Genomic DNA, 21,659 nt, shown 5'->3' with positions numbered 1-21,659 from the left:
CGTCGCGCGCAACCCATCCACTTTGTCCTCTTTCCCTTCGTCGACGTAGACCCCCAACCCCCGGTCCAACTCCTTAGCCGCTTCACGACCTTTCTCCCTTTCGAGCCAAAGCCCGGCTTGCATAGCCGTGTTCCTCAAGTCTTCTCGGCTGCTCGCGTCGAGTTTCGGACCTTCACCTTCATCCTGGCCGCACCCTGAAATTCCCATCGCCATCGGCACGACCAGCGCCAGAGCCATGATCTTCATCTTCATCTTCATCTTCATCTTCATTGCGTTCTCCTTTGTCAGTTGCAGGGTCCAGCGTACAGATCGATCGCGCTTTGTCGATTTCTTGTCCGCCGCTTTTGCTCCAGGTGTGCGCATGCGCACCTTCAAGAAGGGCGGCTCTACCCGGCCTGTCGATTTTTTAGGCCGTCGACTTCGGGTCTGGTAAATGCGCACGCGCATCAACCAACGGAAAAACGCGATGCCCAGTAACGTCGGTAGCCCGGTGCGATTGTGCGCGCACGCACACACAAGAACTAATGGAATTCGTTGGGATGCCCCCAAATACCCGAGAAGGCCTTTGCAATTCCACTACAAAAAGAGCGGTAGTCGATGAGAGCGCCTGTCGTGCCACACAAACGACCCATACTCCAAACATAGGCGATCGTCCATGCCATGCCCCAAAAACGCCTTGTGCGCGCTCTCTGTTGGTCACTTTTTATCCATTCAAGGGCAGATCCCTTACTCCGAATACCGGATCCCTGGGTAGGGGAGGGCGGTTTAGCTCCCCCTTTCACCATCGCGTATCCCGCACCTCCAGCACCTTCCTCAGTCGATCGAGTTCCGCGCGGCTATACCGCTGTGTCGTTCGGACATCGGAATGCCCCAGCGCCTCGGCCGCGTCGCGCAAGCTGGCACCCTGATCGGCCAGTTCCGTTCCCGCCGTATGCCGGAGCGCATGCGCACTCGCTCGGGCGAGCCTTTCCGCCTCGCGTTCTTCCCCCTGTTCGGACAACTGCCGGCTCGCACCCTGAATGACTCGACGGGTGAGGTGATCGAGGGCCTGCCGGGTGAGCGGCTTCTCATCCACGCCGTTGTGCGCGCGCGCACGCGGAACGATGGGGACGGGGTCGTTGGGTGACGGCCATCGAGACAACCCCAAGTGCAACCGGAACCGCTGCATTTCATCCAGCACGCTGGATGGCAGGGGTAGCACCATTCGTTTCCCGCCTTTCACCTCCAGGGACCAGACCCAGACTTCCTCCTCGTCGATCACCGTGGGCTGGATCTCCCCAAAACGTCCGCGCAACGAACTGATCCGAATTCCCAGGGTGTAGAGCAGATGGAAGACCCAGCGGGATCTGGCTTTCTGGAACGCGTCTTCCTCGGTGCCGAAGGGGAGGCCATCGATGTACCGCTTGATGGCCTCCCAGCCTTTACGGGTCAGTGCTCGCCCGCGTTGCGCCTGGCTGGCCGCCGCCTCGGTTTCCTTCGATCGCTCGACGGTCAGGTCCACCAATGCCGCCGGGTTCGCCTGGAGGTAACCGGCCTGCGCGAGAAATCCCAGCAGATCGTTCAGCACCCGCAATCCGTATTCGGCCCGCTTGGGTGAGCGCCCCGGCTGGAACGGGCGCCAGTCCGGGTGCGCGCGCGCACGCTTGGTCGTGTCGTTCGACACCCAGACCTCGGCAGGGGAGGGCTCGACCAGGAAGACCTTGTACGCCAGTACGTCCCGGGCTGACAGGTCACTCAGGGCCTGCCCCCGCCAGGCGGCCCACAACAGCACGCGCGTCACCTCCCGGATATACGCGTCTGCCGTTGGGGTAGGGCGGTCGTCGCCTCTTGGGTCGATCCCCTTGCGGGCGAACCAGGCGATCACCGCCTCCCGATCACTGGCCGCATCCAGCATGTTGTCGCCGGGATTCCGAAACCGCCCGCGCGTGCCATCCGGCACGGCCGGCCAGCCGGCCGGGTGCCCCCACGGGATCGGGTAGGTGGCATCGCCGGTGAGTTTCACGGACCCCTCTGTGAATGTTTCACGGTCAGGCGATTCGGGGGTGCATACGTTGGTATCCGATTGATCCTTCGACACTTTCGCTCCTTCCTGGCCGACCGCAGGAATATATGTTTCACGGCCCCTGAACAGTGAGAGACGGGGTTTCGGGCCCTAGTTTGACACAATGCGTCTTAGGTCAAATAGCGGGGTCACAGGTGTACGCAATGGTATAGGCTGTACACCGTACACCGTACACTTTTACCGGGAGAATGGCGTCATGGAGCCACTCAGCTACGAAACCACCGTTGAAACCGCGATGACGCTCCTGCGGGAAGGGCGAAATCCCACCGCGACCGCGGTCGTTCGCCGTCTTGGCCGCGGATCGAAGTCCACCGCGCTGAAGCATCTCCAGCAGTGGCGCGAGGGCCTGGACCGGGAGGGATTCGTGATGCCTGCCGGCGTCCCCGAGACATTGACCGGCGCTGTGGAATCGCTCTGGAACGCGGCGCTCCAGGAAGCCAGCCAGGTCTTCGACGCGGAACGCGAGCGTCTGGAGAGCGAACTGGAAGCGAGCCGGGCCCGAGAGGAGGCCCTGCAAGGGGAACTAACCGGCCTGCGGTCGGAGTTTGAGACCCTGGAGGCGAACGTGAAGGACCGTGATGATCGGATCGAACGACTGGAAGCCGATCGGGCGGACGCACGGGCCCAGCTGCAACGGCGGGATGAAGAACTGGCCGAGGTCCGGGAAGCTGCGAAGGAACGGGAAGAAAAACTGGTCGCCGAGCACGAGGCGGATATCCAGGACCTCAAAGGGGAACATGCCGAGGCGGAGCGTCAATGGTCCGAACGGGTGTCTCAGCTGATGGACGAGGTCACCAAGTGGGAAAACCGTTACGAGGGCACCAACACGTACTGGCTGCAGGAGGTGGGCAAGGCCCGGGATGCCACCGAGAAAGCCAACGCCCGGCTGGAAGAAGAGCGCAAGAAGTTCGATCAGGAGCGGTCGATGCACAACCAGCAGATGCAGCAGCAGGCGAGCCGGATCACCAAGCTCGAGAACGAGGTCGTCCGCCTCGAGCACCAGGGCGAACGGGCCGAGCTCCTGGCCGCGGAGGTCGAGCGCCTGAAAGCCGAGATCGAACGCTTACAGGCGACCGATACCGGCGGCTGAACGTCTCAATCCGGTTTCAAGTCCGACATCGCGGCCAGGAAGTTGATGCGGTGAGGCGTGAACCGGTAGATCCAGACCATCGGATTCACCTGCCAGCCATAATCCGGCGAATACCCCCACTCCCGGGCGAACACGTCTCGCGCTGAACGGACCACGTTGCCCCTGGCGTCGGTTTCCGGCTCCAGGCCGGCCGCGCGAGCACCGCGTTCATCAACGGCACAGAGCGGTTCCGCGCCCACCTCTTCGATTTCCAGTGTCCAGCGGCTACACTCTGGCGGCATCATCGAGGCAGGGTTCCATCCTGTCTTCTGCACCTCGCAGTCGGCGCAATATTCGACGGTCTCCGGCCGGGTCGCATCGCCCAACCACGGTTCCTGAATCCAGATGAGGTCGCCCGGAGCGCCGTAGGGGGAGGGCAGAAACTCGTCGTCCATCCGGGCGCCAAACACATCGTCTTCACGCATCACGATCCGGCATTGCCCCAGTGCCTGGGATGCCGTGATGACGGCGCTCTTGACGACTTTCCCGGGCCGCATGAGCAGACGCCGTTCTTCGGTTTTTTGGCCTCGCTGGAGGGCGCTCACCATCTCCGGCCTCATCTGCATAGGCCGGACCGTCCGGGTATCCATCCGGCTGGTGTACGCGGGGGTCGGTTTTTCTACGGCTGCGGACATGATGGAGGCCTCCGTGCCAACGTGATCCCCACAGTTTATCCATCTTCCCGGATTTTGGTAATCCCCCGGTTTGGTTTTTGGTGTCTTCCACCCGGCGCGCTCGTCGCGCCGTTAAGACCTCACGTTAAGACCTACGTTAAGGGGCCCGCGGAAACCGCGTCATGAAGCCGTCTGCGAGGGGTCCGCGTTCACCGAATGCCGAAGCGTTGTTCAGCGAATGCCGAAGCCTCTGTTCACCGAATGCCGAAGTGTGTTCACCGAATGCCGAAGGCTCTGAACCCGGGTGTTCCCAAATGCCGAAGCCCCATGCCCCGGGTGTTCCCAAATGCCGAAGCCCCATGCCCGGGTGTTCCCAAATGCCGAAGTCCTCGCACCCCCCCGAAGCGTTCCTAAATGCCGAAGCCCTCATACCCTGGCGTGTTCCCAAATGCCGAAGCTTCGGGCCTGACCGTTCCCAAATGCCGAAGCCGATGTACGGCCGTGACGACCCCTGACCCCTCGAATCCGGCGTTGCTGGATGCCGATAACCAACCATCAGGTGTTCCCAAATGCCGAAGATCCGGGCCTGACCGTTCCCAAATGCCGAAGCCTACATGGCCGCAGCGTTCCAGAATGCCGAAGATAAGTCACTGATCTTACGAGGTATAATTCCGGGTTTGCATGTCCGTCCGGTCGCTATTAAATTGGATACCGCTCAGATTTACTCCAGTCTAGGACAGACGCGAGGCAATACGGATGGCCGACCTGCTTGACCCTGATCGTCACCCCAACGGTGATCTTTTCGTGCTCGAAGACCTACCCTGCGTTGTGCCCAAGAGCGATATGCCCTCTATGCCGCATCCGTATTTTGCTCTGCGGGTCGGTGACCAGAATGTCCGCCACTATGAAAACAATGGCGTCGAGATAACGGTCGAGCCGTCGATCCACGGGCTTGCCACCATCAACGACAAGGACATCTGGTTGTTCGCGATCTCCCACTTGGTGAGGGCGCTCGAACGGAACGACCCTGAAGCTTCTTCGTACATCCGCTTTTCAGCGTCGGATTTCCTGCGCTTCTGTAATCGGGCCACAGGCGGCCACAATTACAAAAAACTGAGAGCCGGCCTCAATCGGCTTATGGGCACCCGCATCCTAACCAACCAGGAAACCGGAGGTAAGCGCACAACCAACAACTTCGGTCTTTTGGTGGACGGCACCACCGTGGAAGGAGATGTAGTGGGGCGAGGTCGTGAAATGATGATCGAAGTCCAGTTGCCACCCTGGCTCTGCCGTTCGGTGGAGCAGTTCGATGTTCTGACGATCAACGAGAACTACTTCCGACTGCGTCGCCCCATCGATCGCCGCCTGTATGAGATCGCTCGAAAGCACTGCGGCAGCCAGAAGGAATGGTTCGTCGGACTCGATACGCTGTCGATCAAGATCGGCGCTGGATATGAGATTCGTCGTCTTCGTTACGAGCTACAGAAAGCGGTCGATGCCGACATCATTCCCGATTACCGCATTTTTCTTGACCGGAAAACGGACACCGTTCGGTTCGAAAATCGCAACTATCGCACTCCCACGCAAAAGAAAGGGGGTGCCGGTGAGTCGAAGGGCCATAACGGCCGAATTCTCGGGTTCGATCGTGCTTATCTCGAAGCTCAAGCCCATCCTGGTGAGCCGGATCTGAAGACGGTCGCGGAACGTCTGAAGAGATCCCGCTCGCTCACCCGCAAAACCTCTCCTGACGAACCTGGCGCCTCAACAGAACCGGCTTCTGATTCTGAAAACCAACCGATTTCTGAATCCCGGCGGGATGAGCTGAAGCAGCTCCGGCAGCAACTAACTTCAAGCTAAGGTCGCTGCGCCGACGATGAGGACACGAGTCGTGCGGGGGGCAATCGATCCTTTAGCGCGATTCGCCTTCCTCAACTTCCATCCCCACCACGGCGCGGCCTTGTTCGCTCCGGCTATTCCACAGTCCGAAATCCGCGCCGGCCTGCAACCATGGCGAATAGTGGTGGTGGGGGTGATGGGCTGCCTTATCGGCCCCCTCCCTTTCGATCGATCAAGGCCCTCCCGGTCGCTGGATCGTTCACGCACCGGCCCAGGATCAGATCGGCGACCTCGGGTTTGTGGATTCCTGCGATTGATGATCCGTCCTTGTCTTCTCCTGCCTGCCGGATGAGATTGGGACAAAGCGTTGGGTCCTGGGCAACATAGATCCCTCGCTTCCCGGACTGCTCGCAGTTTTCGGCCAGTGCATTGATCGTGACGGCCTGGTGTCGCCCCCGCATGCGATCCGGGACATTCTCCTCGATCTGGATCAGAAACCTCGAGCCCATCATTTCCACTTCGGCGTGCGGTTTCCGGATGGCGTCAAACCTGGGAAGTCGGTGGACCGAGAATCCATAGCCCAGGAGGACCTCGATTACAAAATCCGGAAAAATCGAGTCGGGCACCTCGTGTATTCGCCGGATGACTTCTTCCGGGTCGCTTTCCTCACGTACCCTCGCCAGTGCTTTTCGGCTTTCCCGGATCGCTCGAAATCGTACGGGGCGCCATGCTTCGAGTGCCCCTCCCATTTTTCGCGCTATATTCCCTCCGCCAGTGCTATTCAGCATCTGCAATTCCCTTTGCCAATTTCGGTCTCGTTCGATGCTAAAGCAAGACGATCCAGCAGCGGAAAGCTACCTTTCCTGTTGTGCTTTTTCGAGAATGGAACAACTCGCATCCTGGATGCCAGCGCCTCCCGGAAAGAAATTGCGTCTTCGAGTTTTTCCGGTAGCTTGGATCGTGCCATGAACTATTACACGCAAAAACACGGAGGATCGATTCATCAGGCCCGGCCGGTCGTAGTGACCTCGAGCCATGCTTCGGACCTTCCGAATCATCGTCGATCGACGACCGGAGGTACGGTATGAGTTATCGTCACATCTATCGCCGAGACGACAGTGATCCCGGGTACCAGGTCTGGATTGCCCGCAAAGGGAAGACCGTGTTTTCCCGCTGGATCTCCGACGAACAATCCGGCGGCCAGGAAAAGGCCTTGAAAAACGCCATCAAGGTACGAGATGAAGCCTACCGGTCGCTTGGGATTGATCCCGAGCGGGGGCAGCGCCCGGCGCCTTTGTCGGCCGCGAAGCGTTCGCGTTCGGAGCGCACTTCCGCGCCCGGGCCGATCAGCATTCATCTCAGCCTGTACAAACGCTTCCTGAAACGTCAGAGCCGGGAAGTGCTTCGCCCGGTTTTCGAGGTGCGCTACCGTGAGCCGAACGGCAAACGCGCCAAGAAGGCCTTCTCGATCAGCGCCGGTCAGTATGCCGAGGCCTTCCGCAAGGCGGCCTGCATCCGCAAGCCGGAGAAGGCGGCGTCTCCGGCGGAGGACGACACCGCGCTGAACGGTATCCCCCGCCGTCAGGATGTCGAGTCCTATCTGAAGGAGCGTATCGGGGAAGAAGAGTTCGAGAAACTGGATCCGCCCCTGGATGAGTGGGGCATCCCCTCTTGAGAGCGCGCCCGCTACTGGCGGTGGCAGATCAGGCTTCTTTCGAATTACGAGTTTTTAGCTTTTCTATCCAGGTCATCAGGCTGGAAACCGTGGGCTTCGCTAACGTTTCGCAATCACCCAATGCAGCCCCGGAACATCCGGAACGCGTCCACTTTCCTGCCATATCAATCCCGCTTCCTTGAGCACACGATGCAGCGTCTTCTCCGTTAACCGATGGAGCAGGGCCGGGGACTGCGGTGCCGTCGGAACACTTGAACCTGGTTCGACCATGGGCACCGTCAGCAACAGCTTCGCTCCCGGCGGCAGAAGGCCGGCGGCCCGGTGCAGATAGAGTTCCGGAAACGGCGTGCAGGCCAGTACGCCCGGCAGGGAAAGCACGGATAGATCGGCGTCGATCCGTGTATGCAGAAATCGCTGCGCGGTGACTTTCAGCCCCGCCGGATTTTCTACCAGATGTTCCGGGGCTTCCATGACCGCCACGGTATAATCGGCCTCGGCCGCTGCAAGGGCCATTTCCAGGCCTTGAGGACGCACCTCCAGCCAGATACCCGGACGTTGCTGGCTGCGCATCTCGCGCCGCCCCCTGGGCTCACCACCACGCAACATCCTGATCCATCGTTCCGACTGCTCCGGGCCCGGCTGCACAGGCAATGCCGCACCCGCCCAGGGATGACCCGGCGCCCAGTAGTGTGGCGTGTACGTATGGCCGCATCCAGTACATCGGCACCACACACCGTTCTCCAGGGGCTGGCCGTCGTTGGTGGTGACTGTTTCAGTCCAAGCCACCGTTCCCAGGTACTCTTGCCCAGGATGATTACAGACGGGGCAACCCGCGTGTGCCCACTGCTGGTTCGGGTCGTATTCGCTTGTTGGTACGGGCTCCGGTGAGGTCTCGACGTTGACGTCTGCGCGCGGTGCAGCCTCGGCGAAAGGAACCGTTCTCGCCGGCAGCGGGGTCACCTCCAGAGTCCTTGGCGGCTCACCGTTGGCCGCACGCCTCACCATTTCCCGAAAGGCGCTCTCCAAGTGTCGGGTGTAGCGTACCGTGTCAAAGAGCGGGGCCTGGAAGCGATGATTCTTTACCCGTTCGCGCAGCTCCTTTAGTGCTTTCGGATCCTTCGCCAGCGCCACCGCTCGCGCATGCAGCGCCTCCTCATCGGCCAACACCAGCTCCGGGAGGTTGCAAGCACGTAGCAGGCTCCCCGAAACCCGTGACGCAAAATGACCGCCTCGGGTTGTCAGTACCGGCACCCCCATCCACAGCGCATCGGCCGTCGTGGTATGGCCGTTGTAGATCCGTGAATCCAGGGCGATATCCGCATTCGCCAAACGGGCCAGATGGAGCGGGCCCGGTCGCCTGGGCGCAAACATTAGACGGTCCGGGTTCACCCCGGCCGACTGCGCATGGTTTCGCAGGTTCTCCCGCGCTTCTGGATTCAATTCCAGCAGCCAGAGCACGCTGTCGGGCACATCGCGAAGGATCGCCATAAAGGTTGCCCACCGCACCGGCTCGATCTTGTAAGCTTGGTTGAAACAGCAGAATACGACCCCTTGCTCCGGCAGTCGTTCTTCCTTGCGGGTCGGTGTACGGGCGGCCACCGGTCGGCGATGATCGTTCGCCTGATAGTTCTCGGGCAGGCGACACACCGCCTCGCTGAAATCAGATTCCGATCCTTGAGGGGTCACAACCGGATCCCCGATGATGTAGTCGTAGGCTTCGCTTCCCATGGACCCCGGAAAGGAAAGCCAATTCACCTGTACCGGCGCGGGCCGATAAGCGAGAATCCGGACGCGGTTGTTTTCAGTAAATCCTGCGCAGTGGACCAGTACGTCCAGATGGTCATCCCGAATGCGTTCAGCGGCTTCAGCGTCGTTCAATGACCTCAGATCCACAAAGTTGTTCGGCACGGCCTTTTTCAACCGTTCACGAAGTTCGGAACCATCCTCTGGGGAGTGGCAATAGATGATGCCTTCTACTGCGTCCGGATCGTGTTGTTCCAACACCCCGATCGCCAGTGTCAGGGTTGGGTGATCGAACCAATTACTGGAGAGGTATCCCACTCGAAGTGGACGATCCTCCTGCGAAGACGGGAGGACAGGCTGGCTCTGGGGATGGATGTCGCCTGCGACCTGTTTCCAGCTCACCTCCGCGATCCGTCGATTCCAGAGGTCGTTTATGTACCAGGCCAGCGATCGAAACGGGTTTTCCTGAGCCCTCGAGAACTCACCCCGGTTGTAGGCGCTGCGCAACACCGCCTGTGATTGCGATGCGCTTCGCCATTCCGCGATCTCCATCGAGGCACCAACCCTTCTCGCGTGCAGACGCAAATCGTTGGCGTCTTTCGCGACCGCTTTTTCGAATGCTTCCCAAGCCCTTCTTCGATCATTCACGCCGATGAACACCGATCCGGCGACGGCCATCGCCTTGGCGGATCCATCGGATCGATCCAGCAAAGAGCGAGCGAAGGGTAGGGCCCACTGGAAACGTTGCTCCCTTAGCGCGTCACTACAAATCCCCATGAGGCCTTCGGCATGGTCGGGCATCAACCAAAGCCCCCGACCACCGGCCGCTCGCGCTAACGCCCAATGTCCTCTTTCCCGGAAATGCCTCGCCTTATCCAGCCAGGCGCTCGCAGCCACAGCCGTTCGCCCCTGTTTCAGAGCCCGTCGTTCGGCTTTGGCCTCTGCATGGCGCCCCAATCCATAAAGGACTTCGATCCGCGCCAGGTACCAGTCGAGACGACTACGGACTGACTCGGTGGCTTCATCCAGCACATTCAGCGCGTTTTCCGGATCGCCATCCTTGAGATACGCCAAGGCCATCTGGACAGGATCATGATCCGATTCCATCATTCTCCTTCAATTCGTGTTGTTCAGGCGGCCGAAGGCCGCCTTTTCGAGGTGAAGCTTGGCGAGGGTCAGAACCCGGTATTCTCCCGGAACTGACGCCAGACGTCGTCAAGCTCCGTTGCATCCATCTTGAAGTCGATGGTATCGCCCGTGTGCTCTTCCAGGCGGAAAAGCGTTTCCGGCCCCTGCTGCATCTCCTCGATCACCTCCATGGCCGTTTCCCGGTTCAGGGTGACCAGCACGGATCCCCGAGTCGCCTGTACGGTCTCGCTTTCCTCAGCAAGATCCCATACCTCGCCATCCTCCACCCGCATCAGCATGGAGGGGTGGAACAGCGTTTCGGTATCACCGACGGCGATGGTCAGTGATTCATTGTCGGTGTCGGGTGTGATGAACGCGTAGGCGCTACGCTGGGTCTGGTCGATCGAGCAGGTACCTTCGTCGGTGAACCGGTCGATCTCACAGTTCAGCTCCCAGCCCGAGGATCCCCACTGAGCCTGAGCGCCCCCGGTGGTCATCATGGCCGCCAGCATTGCGGCCGTCATCATGGACTTCTTTCGGTTCATTGCGTTTTTCTCCGAAATGGATGGACTTTCCATCCTCCGGATTTCTTCTTTCTTCGCAATTTCTTCTGGCGGACGGCGCGCATAAAAAAACCCCGGAGACGCTTTCGCGTTCTCCGGGGTGTTGGTTGACTTCAATTAGGCCGTATCCCTCGTCTCGAGGTGGTTGCGGGCCTGGCAAACCTGGTTGCGGGCTTTTGTGTGAAGATGGCTATCACCGGCACACAGCACGTCCAGAAGACGATCCTTCTCCCGGATGTAAACCCGGGCAAAATCCGGATCATGCTCCAGGATGGAGCGGCTATTATCGATCAGATCCGCCAGCTTGACGGTCTGCGCCGCAGCCGGCGCCCGGGCGAGGTGAGCCCGATCGATGGCTTTACGGGTTTCCCGGTTCCCGTCTTCGGGCCGGCTCACATCCGTCAGCCAGTACACGAGCTCCTCGACCTCGCTGCCGAATTCGGCCCGAATGTCCGAGAGCTCGACACGGGTGTCTTCCACCGTGTCGTGCAGCCATGCGGCCGCCAGCATTTGCGGCGTGTGCGGGACACCCCGCACGATACCGGCGACCGCGGCCGGATGAACGATGTATGGCTCATCCGTGTACTTCCGGAGTTGCCCGACTTCGATATGGGCCAAGGCCGCGAAGGAACGGGCCCTTTCTTCCAGATTGGTAACCATGGGGTATTACCTCCGTTCAATAGAGCCCCGGGCATCCAATGCAGACACACCAGGGGGAGTGAGGGGGACTTCTGATCGATCCATTCGGCGAGCCCGAGGGCTCGGTTCTCCTGGCGGACCAACACCAGAATCCATGCGACGACCAGCAGAGCAATCTCCGCCAGCGCGCCGAAGGGAAGCAGGATCATTCGTGCTCGTTGCATCGGAAATCTCCAGAAAGAACCCGGTACGCCTCGCGTACCGGGTGTGACTTCGATCGTTCGCCGTCGTCAGATCAGAACGGAACCGTTTCCTCTTCCTCAGTGATCCCGTCGTGGTCACCGTCCCGCCTGACATAATATTGCACCTCGGAATCCGCTTCGATATCCGGCACAAATGTCAGCTGAGAAGTGAACTCGGGGTCGGTCATGATCCGTTCCGCTTCCTGCGCGTCCGATGCATTTACATAGACGGTAGCGGATTCCCGAACCACTCGTGATACCACCGCCGTGAATTGACGGGAATCGCGGCCATAGGGTGCGCCCCTGGGTTCTTGCGGTGGGAGTTTTTCGACATCCGGGATATTATTCACACAACCCCGAATATCGATATCTCCGCCGAGCTCCATGAATTGACGGCTCTCCGTTGAGCCGACATGGCGAAATCCATCGGGCTCGACCACGATGGTTCCAAATTCCATGTACGGCGGAGGGACCGACTCTTCAGGCCCGCGCTCCATCACGACATACTGGAATGTTATCTGATGGTGGGCGTACGGGTTCTTATGCTTGGCTCGCGCCAGCGCCGACTGAATGATTTCTTTCCAGTCGTCACCGATCATCACGGTGACCCGGCTTAGTCTACCCGCTTCGACGTCAATGATCTGGGACGCCAGTTCCTGTTCCAGCTTTTCAACCCACTCGGGCCGTGATCCGGCCTCGGGCCAGGCGGACTGGATCCGTTGCCTGATTTGGTTGGCTTGTTTCGAATCCATGTCCCACATCCGAGGCGCCCAATCTTCCCAGCTTTCTTCCCAGCTGTAACCACACTTCTCCTGCCACAGTCTTAACATCGAACACGAAGAATCGATTTTCCACCCCATCTTTTTCAGGAAAACCTGCTCGATGGAGGGTTCCAACAGATCCGGCGAAATGACTTCCATCGACTTAATGATTTCATACACATACAACATAGGATTTCTCCTTATTGAACAAGAGGCAGGGCCCGTCCATTGACGGACGTGCTCCTACCCCGCGTTGGTTGCGATAGCGACTCAGAACGAAGCGTCCACCGAAGGATTTATCCCGAGATCCCGAAGGACATCCGGAATGGACAGATCCTCGGACTCGAAGAACTGGTCGGAACCTTTCAGGCAAGCCCGAAAGCAGACCAGATTTCCTCGGATGACGCAGAGAGGCATCTCGATGTCATCCGAGGTATGCCACTCCGGAGAGAACTCGAAGAAGTTGGCTTCGTTCAGGTCCAGCGACCGAGCCATTTCCGAGACTTCTCGAATCCGTTTTGCCAGGCGCTCGTCGATGTTGACGGTGACCTGGCTGGGGATACTGGCTTCGTCCTGGCCCATGGCCGTCACTTCAAGCTCGTAGTTCATGGTGGGTACTCCTCTTTTGCAGTGAAAAGGGGCACGCACCGCCCCATCGGGGCGTGTACGTACCCCCGATGGGTGAAGATGATTGAAGCGGTGAGGCTAATTCGCCTGCGCTTCTGCGCTGTGCGTCTCCTGCGGAGCCACAGTACTCATGACACCTCCGCCGGCCATGAAATGCAGGACGTCGGTGTCTTCGATGCCGCGCGAACCGTTCCGAGTCACCACAGTCATCGAGCACCGGCACTGTTCCAGCACCGGGAAACCCCAACTGTAGGTGATCTTGACGGTCTTCAGCGGCAGTGCATCCAGGCGGTCTTCGCCGCAGTTCTGCACCTTGCTCATGGCCGTCTGGAAGATTTCCTCGGATGACGGGAAAAAGACGCTGGTGAGCTTGCGGTCGTTTTCCCGCATGAAGCGGATTGCCTCATCCAGCTTGATTTCCAGCTCCTCGACCCACACGGGGTAGAAGCCTTCATCATGCGGATAGAACTCCCAGAGCGCCTCCAGAAGCCCTTTAGCATCGGTCATGTCGAGCACCACGTCGGTCATCTCGTGACCTTCGCGGTACAGCCAGACCTGATCCCGCTCTGTCTTGATCCGCCATCCGATCCTTTCCAGGATCGTCCGATCCACGACCGGGTTCAGGAGTCGCATCGGAATGCTGCGCTCAGCCGTGGTGATCATGTGGATCGTGGTCATGTTGCCTCCTTCTTTTTAGCGAAGGGGCACGCACCGCCCCATCGGGGCGTGTACGCACCCCGATGGGTGATGGTGGGCGAGGGCCGGGTTAGAAAGTAAGGCCTTTGCTGATAAAGGCCTCGGCCATCTTCTCGCAGGAGGGGGCTTTTATCCCTTCCGACGTGAGTACGGTCATCGTGCTTCCGCAACGATGGGCAATGGGCTTATTGTTGCGATAGACCATCGTTACCGTCTCGAGGGGGATGCATTCCACATTCCTCCTGTTTGCCTGACCCTGCTGGAGTGCCGTCGTGAGGATTCGAATCCCGTCCACCACGCCCACCAGCAGAACATCCACCGTTTTCGCTCCGGTTTGCTCCATATACTGGTTTGCATCGACGAGCTGGTCGTAGACGTGCTCAACCCACAAGGGGCAACCGGTGGTGCTGTTCACGTAAACATCGTGAACGCTATCGGAGAGCTGCCGAGCCTCTTCGCGCCCGAATGTGATGCTGATGGTCTCTTCGCCCTCCAGAAACAGGAAGAGGTTGTTATTCCCACGGGGTTCGATTCTCCACCCGAGTTTTTCCAGGATTCTCTGGTCAACGTTCGGTTCGAGAATTTCCTCGGGGACTGGCTTCGTGGTTCTGGTGATCTTGTAGATCGTTTCCATTATGTTGCCTCCTTCTTTTTAGCGAAGGGGCACGCACGGCCCCATCGGGGCGTGTACGTACCCCCGATGGGTGATGGTGGGCGATTGAGTCAGAAGGGAACAAACCCCGAGACGTCTTCAATCGCATCCGGATCCCCGAGGTAGTATTCACGCACGTGGTTTCCTTCATCCACCTCGAAAACGGCCTTCGAGGCATGACCGTGATCGGTCATGATCGTGGCCGCTTCTTCCTCGTCTTCCGCGAAGACACGCACGACCGCGGACTCGGTCGTGTCACGGGTTACGATCGCCTCGTAGGTGCGATCGCCCGGTTTCGGGCCGTTGAGAATCTGGGGCTTGCGCTCCGTTTTCTCCTGCTCCGGCATCGACGTCAGCTTGCCGCTGGGGTCGATTTCTCCGCCACGCTCCATAAACGCGAGGATGTGATCCACGCCGATCGTTTGGATTCCGGCTGGCGTGATGCGGACGACGTATCCGCCGAATTCGAACGGTCTCGCCTTATTGGCCCAGTAGGCCGCCTGAAAGGCAATCGACTCGATTCGATTCTCTCCGGAATTCTCCGGCTTCTGAACGGCACCATGGATGATCTCCGCCCAATCGGGCAGGCTCATGCCTCCGGCGTATTCCCCCGTGGCTTCCATATCCTCCAGGATCGTTTCGAGGCTATTCTCCATATCCTCGACCCAGGAGGGGTAAAAGCCGTTTCGGGGGTAGCTCTCCCGAATTGTGCTCTGGATTGTCCGAGCTTCATGGAGATCGAATTGCCACTCTTGTTTCTGTGGCCCCTCCATGAAGAGATACATCTTCTCGGCGCACTCCTTCGACCAGTTGAACCCCATTTCCTGGAGTACCATCCTGTCGAAGGTGTTCAGGAGGCTCTGCGGGATCTCGCAAGTTGCCGTAATCGTCGTGTCCTGATGCATAACGTTCTCCTTCATCTGAATGAAGGGCACGCACCGCCCCATCGGGGCGTTGGCGTACCCCGATGGGTGTTCGGTCCATGGGCATGGACCGGTTCGGCCATCGCGTGATGCGAAGGCGGGATGATCCACCGAAGGGTGGATGCAGTGGACTCGCGTTTCGGAGCCCTCCAGGCTGCTTGCCTGACGCCGCTTACCCTCGGCAGGGGGATCGAATCATCCCCAATTTGCCACGGACGATCATCAGAATCAAAAATTGCGCATCGGCATTCGCTTCGGTAGAACGGACCCTGGAATCGCACATCCGCGGTTCTCGACAAACTGAACAGGAAGCGGCCCAAAGCCGTAAGGAGCATGAAAATGATGTTTCGCGAATCGATTGCAATCGGACTGGCCCACCCCGGATCCACCCCTCGGGGCTGGACGTTCTGGGAAAGCGTGGCCGTCACTGAAGAGATGACCTCTCGCGCTGAATTCGTCAGCGGCGTTACCTCACTGCCCGGGCGTGTAGCGATCGTCCGCGGGGCCCCCGGAGCGCCGGACGCCCCCGGACTGCTCGCCCGAGTGCCGGCGGATCTGGAATCACTGGATCCCGTCGGCTGTGAGCTCGATGAGATTCTGCAGCCGGCCCTGTGCGCACCGCTCGGGATGAAGGCCGAGCAGTATCGGTGGCGGGTTGACCAAATGACGAAGGCCGAGATCCCCTCGGAAGGGCGCATCCGGTTCGATCCGGATCAAAACGGATGGGTTGCGGAAGTGGCCGTGGGCCGCCAGGTCCACACCATTCCCGGTGGCGCCACCTCGGCTTCCGAAGAAGCGTTCGAGCGGCTGATCGGAAAGCTGCCGGCGCATCTGGGGGCCTTCATTGCGGAGATGGAAAAGCAGGCGGACCTGACGCTGGCCGCCGCCGGCATGGATCCGATGCCGTTCCCGATTCGAGCCATGGTCTACGTCGAAGGGGCGTCTGGCGCGAAGGAGGAGCAGCGGATGGTCGACGCGACGGTGGATGTTCGTTCCCTGTGTTCCCGTGTTCTGCTGGGACCCGAGGCCTGTTTCTCACTGCTGCCGGCTTTCCCCGACCTTCAGGCGCCAGGCTGCGAATCGAACCTCGTCTGGTCATCCTCCGATCGGGTGGTTTGCGAACAGCCGATGCGGGATGAGCGTTGCGATACCACCTGGACCGTTCACCGAAGCGGAGACCGGATTTCGCTGGCGCGAAACTGCCAGGAGCCGTTCGGTATGGCCGCCGCCATGCGGTCCCTGAGTGACCGGTTCGTGGGACTGGAGGCGCCCTCCGTGGTACTCGAGCAGCACGCCCGGCGCAAAGCCAGCAATCAGCGCGAACGGCAGAAGGCTATCGAAGAGGTGCTCAATGCTTTTCGGGCCTACCCGGCGCTGCAGTCCTGCGTGAACGAGGAGATCCAGCGCATGCGTCGCGGCGCGGAATTTCGCCTGCGAAACGGTCAACGGATTCGGTTCTATGGGCCGGTCCGGAAGGATCGCAACACCGGTCTTCCATCGGCGCAGGTGGATGTCCTCGACGAAGGTCGGCCGCGGCGGATCTGGGTGACCCCGGAGGATCTCGATGTCTGACCGGTGGATGCCTCGGGAAAATCGACAGATCTTCGGCGGCCGGTAAAATTGAAATCGAACCAACGGAAACCGGCCCGAAGCCGGGAAGGAGCACTCCAATGCCGAAGAGCACTGTGATTTACAGCAAGATTGGTGAACACCGCGGTCGCAAGCGTCTCTGGCTGGAAGGTCAGCGGCTGGCGCGTCTGGGAATCACCCCGAGGCTGAAGTACAGCCTCACCGAAATCGAAGGCGGTTCGAAAGGCATTCGTCTTTCGTTTACCGACGAGGGTGACCGGAAGGTCTCCCGTCGCAAGCGCGGAGAGCGGGAGCTGCCGGTCATCGACATCGCCAACGACGATATCTCGCGTGTTCTGGGCGACTCTGAACGGGTCCGTGTGGTGGTCCGGGAAGGGCGCATCGACGTCACTCTGCATCACCACGAAGCAGCCACCCGGCATCGTCTTCGCACGCTGGGTGAGCGGATCGAGAAGGGGCTTCCGATCCGCATGGGTTCGCTGGCCCATGGCGGTGGCGTACTGGATCACGCGCTGCATCAGGGGCTGGAACGTGCAGGGGTACCGACCCATCTGGCGTTCGCCAACGAGTTCGATGGTCAGTATCTCGATGCATCCCTGATGAACAACCCGATCTGGTCCCCGGACAGCATCGCCATCGAGGGCCCGATGCAGGACATCGAATGGTCGAAGCTGCCGGAGGTCGACATGCTGGTCGCGGGCCTTCCCTGCACCGGGGCCTCGAAATCCGGACGCTCCAAGAACAACCTGAAGGCGGCCGAGGAGCACGAAACCGCCGGGGCCCTGTTCGTGGCGTTCCTCACGGCCATCCAGACGCTGAAGCCGTCTTTGGTCGTGCTGGAGAACGTTCCCGAATACGGGAGCACCGTCAGCATGACGGTCATCCGGTCCGTGCTCTCCAGCCTCGATTACGAACTCCATGAGACGGTGCTGGATGGCTGGGAAATGGGGTCGCTCGAAAAGCGCAAGCGGTTCTGCATGGTTGCCACCAACGGCAACGTGCCGCTCGATTTCGGGGAACTGCGCCCGATCCGTCAGCGGGAACCGCAGGTGGCGGACATCCTCGATCCGATCGCGCCGGATGACCCCCGGTGGAAGGCGTACACGTATCTCGATGACAAGGAGAAGCGGGACAAGGCCGCCGGCAAGGGCTTTCGGACGCAGGTGCAGGACGGGTCGCTCGATGGATACGGCACAATCGGCAGGGGCTATTCGAAAGTACGCAGTACTGAAATTCGGATCCAGCATCCTGCGGACGAAAGCCTGACCCGTCTGCTCACGCCGGCCGAACACGCACGAGGGAAAACGATCCCGGAATACCTCGTGGACGGACTGAGCGAGACCCGGGCGCACGAAATCCTCGGCCAATCGGTGATCCACTGTGCCTTCGAGGCCGTCGGTCAGCTGCTGGGGCAATCCCTTCTGTCGATGGCTCCCGAATCCACCTCGGCGCCGGTGGTGGCCGCCGCCTGATCCGGATCGGGCAGGGCGGGGCGATGCCCCCGTCCTGCCCATCCCTTCTTGAATGCATCAACAGGAGACGGAGGCTGGCATGAGTTACCGCATCTGCGAACTGAAAGCGGGTGAATCGTCCGTAATGTGGAGCCATGATTGCGATGGGTGGGACGAGGCCGTGGAGATCGCTCAGGACCGGGCCAACGAAATCACTCCGCCGGACCCGGGCAATCGTGAACTGTTCCCGGACGGTCGCCCATACTGGTGTGATGCCGATGCGTGGCACATGCACCCGGAGGTCCCCGATTTCGAGCGTGGCGACTGCGATACCACGGACGCTTGGGACCCCGAGCGCGGCACGGTCCACGTCGTGACGGTTGAATAGGTCAATCTTTCCGGAGAGCGTGGTATGGGCGGGTATCTTGTCCTGTTGACGGTTGCGGTCTTGATGGCCTGCGGCGCCGGTATTGCTCTGTACACTGCCCGCCGGGCGATTCGGAAGAAGCCGTAATGCAGTGCATTGGCTCGTTCGAGTCTGCTACACGTCTGCCCCAGACGTCCCAAGGACGTCTGGGGCAGACGTGTAACACGAAAGTTCTTTTTCTGACAGAGGCCCCCTTACTTCCCCGGTATTGCCGCGACTTCTTTGACGAAGTCGAACATTCGACCGACAAACCGATCTTCGTGGGCTTGGTGAACCACCGCATCCCGGAGACTTTTATGACATCCGGATTGGTATCCCTTGCGCCCTATACGGAACGCATGAGGCATCACGACGGAATCCTTGATCAGATCCGCGACGTCGAATACCAAGCCGCCACGCCGCGTCTTGCCGTGAAGAATCGGCATCGAGAACGGGATGCCGAGGGTATGCAGAACAACCGAGGCATACCCGTATGCGAGATAGTTCCCGTGATCGAGGAGCCCGTTGATGGTTTCGACCGCATCGTTCTTTCCTCTCCCTTCGTTTCCGGCAACCCTGCGAAAACCATCCACCTCGTAGCATTTCGCGAGGTGGGCATAAATCTGCTTTGCCCACTCCGCCTCAGCCGACAATAGATCGGTCGTCGAACACGCATCTTCGACGGCATCTTCGAATGTGTCGAGCAGGCGATCCCCGGGCGTAATCGAAACCCCTTCCCTGGATAGTTCGCGGTATGTGCGTTCACACCATTCCGCGCGCTTCGTAAGAAGCTGTCGGCCTGCTTCCAAGCGGGCTTGCTCGTCCTGCCACAAGGCCATCCAGCTCTGCATGTACTCCGTTGGTCGATACTCGTCCTGCGGGAGTATGAAGGTGCTGTCGGTGATGCCGTGGAGTGGGGTTCCGCCCGTTCCGCAGAACCCCACAACCACGCTGGATTCCGCCAGCTTGCGCATCGCGGCGTTGGTGATGGAGGTTCCCGGCCCCAAAAGCACGAACAGGGTGTTCCGGTCCGGGATGTTGAAAAAACGGTCTTCGTCTCCGCTTCCTTCTTCCGCGTAATAGACGACCGTTTCGTCTTTTTGCATCACACGGCAACGCTCCAGGTACATCACGTTGGCGCGCTGACTCACCAGGATCGAGTTGGGACGTCGATCCTTCTCCATCACGGAAGCGGCAGATACAGGCGGTCTTCCCCTCCGGACAGGCCATAGCTGTTGATGACCCCGGAAACCGGCACCCCCTGAATATCCTCGATCCACCGAGGCTTGATCGGGATGGGGTAGATGACCCCACGTTCCTGACTGGACGACATGGGAATCGATGGGAGCTCATTGGCTTCCTGAATTCGCTTAGCCCGACGTCGGAAATGATTCTCGCGCTTTTCAGCCGATTCCCCGCTACTCACTTTCCTGTTCGGGATCCTGAGACGCGTATAAGCCACGAAGGATTCCGGTGACCGTTCTTCCTTCAGTGACTCCATGTCGTAGGCATCTCTTCTCCTTGAGGAGCGAACTTCCACGAATTCACCGACCTTCGTATTTTCGGTGACCCTTGCGGCAAATTCTTCCAGGAAGTCCGGATTCTCCGCATGCAGTTCAATCAGTGACAGCGGGTGCCCGGCCCTCTCCCGGCCGTTCTCAAGGAACGACCGGGCAAGCTCGGGGAGCGCGATCGCCACGGGTTCATCACCGGATCGGTTGGCATGGTGAACCATCTTCGTGATCACGGTTGCGACATCCCACCGACTCACCCCAGCCCCGCCATCGACCTTGAGGGTCCGCTTGACGCTCGGTTTCATTCTCAGTCCTCCGATTCGGAACCGTAGACACCACCGCGCATCAGGGCCGCGATCAGGAACATTCCATTCTTACTGTCCGGATCCAAGTTGCCCATGTCCTTCGCGATATCGAATGCACTGGAATTCCTTTGTTTGCGAAAGCACGTCATCTGCTCCAGGTTCGCACCCTGTGGCTCAACAGGAATTGGCTTTTTATTCTTTTCAAATCCCGGATACCATGTGTCGATCGTACGCAGTGCATTGCCGATCTTCTGATCACGGATCGCGGCAACGCCCATCGTTCGCACGTCATTCAGATTCGTACTGCTTTCATCCATATTGGGCTTTTCGGGGTGGCCGATCTTGAAAAGCGGCCTTGCAAATCCGCCCTTTTTTCCGCTTGGCTTTCCTTCGACGTAGTTCTGAGACGGGTGGACTTCAAGAGACCCCTTAAATCCAAGGTCCACGCGCGCGGTCACTTGGAAATTATAACTCCCTTCGCCCGACAGGCTTTCCGCGATCTTTTCACCAACCTCCTTTACTTCACCCGGGCGATTTTCGAAGTTGTTATACGAAAGCTTCGTTTCCCCGGCAGGCTTTGACGTCACTTCCCCGACATTTTCGCCATTTTCATTCGTCATTTTGACGATAATCGTCAAATCTGACGCAAGAGATCGATTCCTCCACAACCACCGACCATTCAAGATATTCGTTGCTACACGTTCAGAAACTTCCTTCAGCCCTTTGCTGCCCTTTACGGCTTTGGTGAACGCTCTCACATGATTGCGCATGTTCCGGAGGTTTTCTTCGTCGTCTTTCTTCCCCGGAGCGCACGCGTGAAGCGCCTCGTCGATCGGCAGATACCGAAGGGCGAACCGGATACCGAACCCGATGGCATTCCGGTCTGTCATCGCAGACTCCGTAATCTGCATGTTCGAGACGCCGTGCTCTTCCTTTTTATTAACATTCTGCGTCCCACGGATTCCGTGCCGGATTACGGTCAATGGCGTCTCAGCACCGTCTTCCAGAATATTAAAAAATTCCCCATGACTGATCACCGTCGCTCTTTGAAAACTCAGGACCGCCGGCAACTTCTTCATTGGCTCCAGCTTCATAACAGCCTC

Annotated in this window: 21 protein-coding genes; 6 read left to right on the top strand and 15 right to left on the bottom strand. The window is 59.5% G+C overall.

What is annotated here, in order from left to right; genetic code table 11:
• Together F787_RS0114750 and F787_RS15935 are read right to left on the bottom strand one after the other, a co-directional pair.
• Nucleotides 1-270: hypothetical protein (locus F787_RS0114750; RefSeq protein ID WP_028492689.1), on the bottom strand; the 270-nt coding region annotated here is incomplete at its 3' end.
• 508 nt (nt 271-778) lie between these two features.
• A complete protein-coding gene (locus tag F787_RS15935) occupies nt 779-2,077 on the bottom strand; it encodes a site-specific integrase (RefSeq protein WP_051246210.1) in 1,299 nt (432 codons plus the stop codon).
• 181 nt (nt 2,078-2,258) lie between these two features.
• On the opposite strand from F787_RS15935, the gene F787_RS15930 reads away from it, so the two are divergent.
• A complete protein-coding gene (locus F787_RS15930) occupies nt 2,259-3,152 on the top strand; it encodes a DNA-binding protein (protein WP_051246207.1) in 894 nt (297 codons plus the stop codon).
• A gap of 5 nt (nt 3,153-3,157) precedes the next feature.
• Here the strand turns inward: F787_RS15930 and F787_RS0114735 are convergent, their stop codons facing one another.
• Nucleotides 3,158-3,826 carry a hypothetical protein gene (locus F787_RS0114735; RefSeq protein WP_028492688.1) on the bottom strand — a complete coding sequence of 223 codons (669 nt, stop codon included), beginning with the start codon at nt 3,824-3,826 and terminating at the stop codon, nt 3,158-3,160.
• A 735-nt stretch (nt 3,827-4,561) separates the two neighbouring features.
• Here F787_RS0114735 and F787_RS0114730 point away from each other — a divergent pair.
• On the top strand, nt 4,562-5,662 hold the full coding sequence (locus F787_RS0114730; protein WP_019022889.1) for a replication initiator protein A: 1,101 nt from the start codon (nt 4,562-4,564) through the stop codon (nt 5,660-5,662).
• A gap of 185 nt (nt 5,663-5,847) precedes the next feature.
• Here the strand turns inward: F787_RS0114730 and F787_RS0114725 are convergent, their stop codons facing one another.
• Nucleotides 5,848-6,429, bottom strand: a complete 582-nt coding sequence (locus tag F787_RS0114725) for a hypothetical protein (protein WP_155989646.1) — start codon at nt 6,427-6,429, stop codon at nt 5,848-5,850.
• A gap of 296 nt (nt 6,430-6,725) precedes the next feature.
• On the opposite strand from F787_RS0114725, the gene F787_RS0114720 reads away from it, so the two are divergent.
• On the top strand, nt 6,726-7,316 hold the full coding sequence (locus F787_RS0114720) for a hypothetical protein (protein ID WP_019022891.1): 591 nt from the start codon (nt 6,726-6,728) through the stop codon (nt 7,314-7,316).
• Between the two features lie 99 nt (nt 7,317-7,415).
• Here the strand turns inward: F787_RS0114720 and F787_RS16690 are convergent, their stop codons facing one another.
• From F787_RS16690 to F787_RS0114680, 8 genes are all read right to left on the bottom strand, one after another.
• Complete coding sequence (locus tag F787_RS16690; protein WP_196801945.1) at nt 7,416-10,166, bottom strand: hypothetical protein; 2,751 nt, start codon at nt 10,164-10,166, stop codon at nt 7,416-7,418.
• Nucleotides 10,167-10,234: 68 nt separating this feature from the next.
• Nucleotides 10,235-10,867, bottom strand: coding sequence for a hypothetical protein (locus F787_RS0114710; RefSeq protein WP_155989645.1), 633 nt, complete (start codon nt 10,865-10,867; stop codon nt 10,235-10,237).
• Nucleotides 10,868-11,410: an HD domain-containing protein gene (locus F787_RS0114705; protein WP_019022896.1), complete on the bottom strand. Its 543-nt coding sequence runs from the start codon at nt 11,408-11,410 to the stop codon at nt 10,868-10,870.
• Between the two features lie 274 nt (nt 11,411-11,684).
• Nucleotides 11,685-12,581, bottom strand: coding sequence for a hypothetical protein (locus tag F787_RS0114700; RefSeq protein WP_028492685.1), 897 nt, complete (start codon nt 12,579-12,581; stop codon nt 11,685-11,687).
• An 81-nt stretch (nt 12,582-12,662) separates the two neighbouring features.
• Nucleotides 12,663-13,001, bottom strand: coding sequence for a hypothetical protein (locus tag F787_RS0114695; protein ID WP_028492684.1), 339 nt, complete (start codon nt 12,999-13,001; stop codon nt 12,663-12,665).
• 96 nt (nt 13,002-13,097) lie between these two features.
• Nucleotides 13,098-13,697 (bottom strand): hypothetical protein, encoded by a 600-nt coding sequence (locus tag F787_RS0114690; protein WP_028492683.1) that lies wholly within the window; start codon nt 13,695-13,697, stop codon nt 13,098-13,100.
• Between the two features lie 88 nt (nt 13,698-13,785).
• Nucleotides 13,786-14,349 carry a hypothetical protein gene (locus tag F787_RS0114685; RefSeq protein WP_028492682.1) on the bottom strand — a complete coding sequence of 188 codons (564 nt, stop codon included), beginning with the start codon at nt 14,347-14,349 and terminating at the stop codon, nt 13,786-13,788.
• A gap of 89 nt (nt 14,350-14,438) precedes the next feature.
• Nucleotides 14,439-15,272 (bottom strand): hypothetical protein, encoded by an 834-nt coding sequence (locus F787_RS0114680; RefSeq protein WP_155989644.1) that lies wholly within the window; start codon nt 15,270-15,272, stop codon nt 14,439-14,441.
• Nucleotides 15,273-15,629: 357 nt separating this feature from the next.
• Between F787_RS0114680 and F787_RS0114675 the strand changes: the two genes are divergently transcribed.
• The 3 genes from F787_RS0114675 to F787_RS0114665 all read left to right on the top strand — a co-directional run bounded on the left by F787_RS0114675 (nt 15,630) and on the right by F787_RS0114665 (nt 18,719).
• On the top strand, nt 15,630-16,862 hold the full coding sequence (locus F787_RS0114675; RefSeq protein WP_028492680.1) for a hypothetical protein: 1,233 nt from the start codon (nt 15,630-15,632) through the stop codon (nt 16,860-16,862).
• Between the two features lie 98 nt (nt 16,863-16,960).
• On the top strand, nt 16,961-18,352 hold the full coding sequence (locus tag F787_RS0114670) for a DNA cytosine methyltransferase (protein ID WP_028492679.1): 1,392 nt from the start codon (nt 16,961-16,963) through the stop codon (nt 18,350-18,352).
• Nucleotides 18,353-18,431: 79 nt separating this feature from the next.
• Nucleotides 18,432-18,719, top strand: coding sequence for a hypothetical protein (locus F787_RS0114665; RefSeq protein ID WP_028492678.1), 288 nt, complete (start codon nt 18,432-18,434; stop codon nt 18,717-18,719).
• A 233-nt stretch (nt 18,720-18,952) separates the two neighbouring features.
• On the opposite strand, the gene cas1f is transcribed toward F787_RS0114665, so the two are convergent.
• The 3 genes from cas1f to csy3 are packed head-to-tail and all read right to left on the bottom strand — an operon-like array spanning nt 18,953 to nt 21,650.
• Nucleotides 18,953-19,921: a type I-F CRISPR-associated endonuclease Cas1f gene (gene cas1f, locus F787_RS0114655; protein WP_028492677.1), complete on the bottom strand. Its 969-nt coding sequence runs from the start codon at nt 19,919-19,921 to the stop codon at nt 18,953-18,955.
• Nucleotides 19,921-20,556 carry a hypothetical protein gene (locus tag F787_RS0114650; protein ID WP_028492676.1) on the bottom strand — a complete coding sequence of 212 codons (636 nt, stop codon included), beginning with the start codon at nt 20,554-20,556 and terminating at the stop codon, nt 19,921-19,923. Before F787_RS0114650 ends, cas1f begins: the two co-directional genes overlap by 1 nt.
• A 2-nt stretch (nt 20,557-20,558) precedes the next feature.
• Complete coding sequence (csy3, locus tag F787_RS0114645; protein ID WP_042806056.1) at nt 20,559-21,650, bottom strand: type I-F CRISPR-associated protein Csy3; 1,092 nt, start codon at nt 21,648-21,650, stop codon at nt 20,559-20,561.
• Between the last annotated feature and the right edge of the window lie 9 nt (nt 21,651-21,659).

The organism is Thioalkalivibrio sp. ALE19 (assembly GCF_000428605.1).
Lineage (GTDB): Bacteria > Pseudomonadota > Gammaproteobacteria > Ectothiorhodospirales > Ectothiorhodospiraceae > Thioalkalivibrio.
This window is presented reverse-complemented; position numbering and strand designations above follow the sequence as displayed.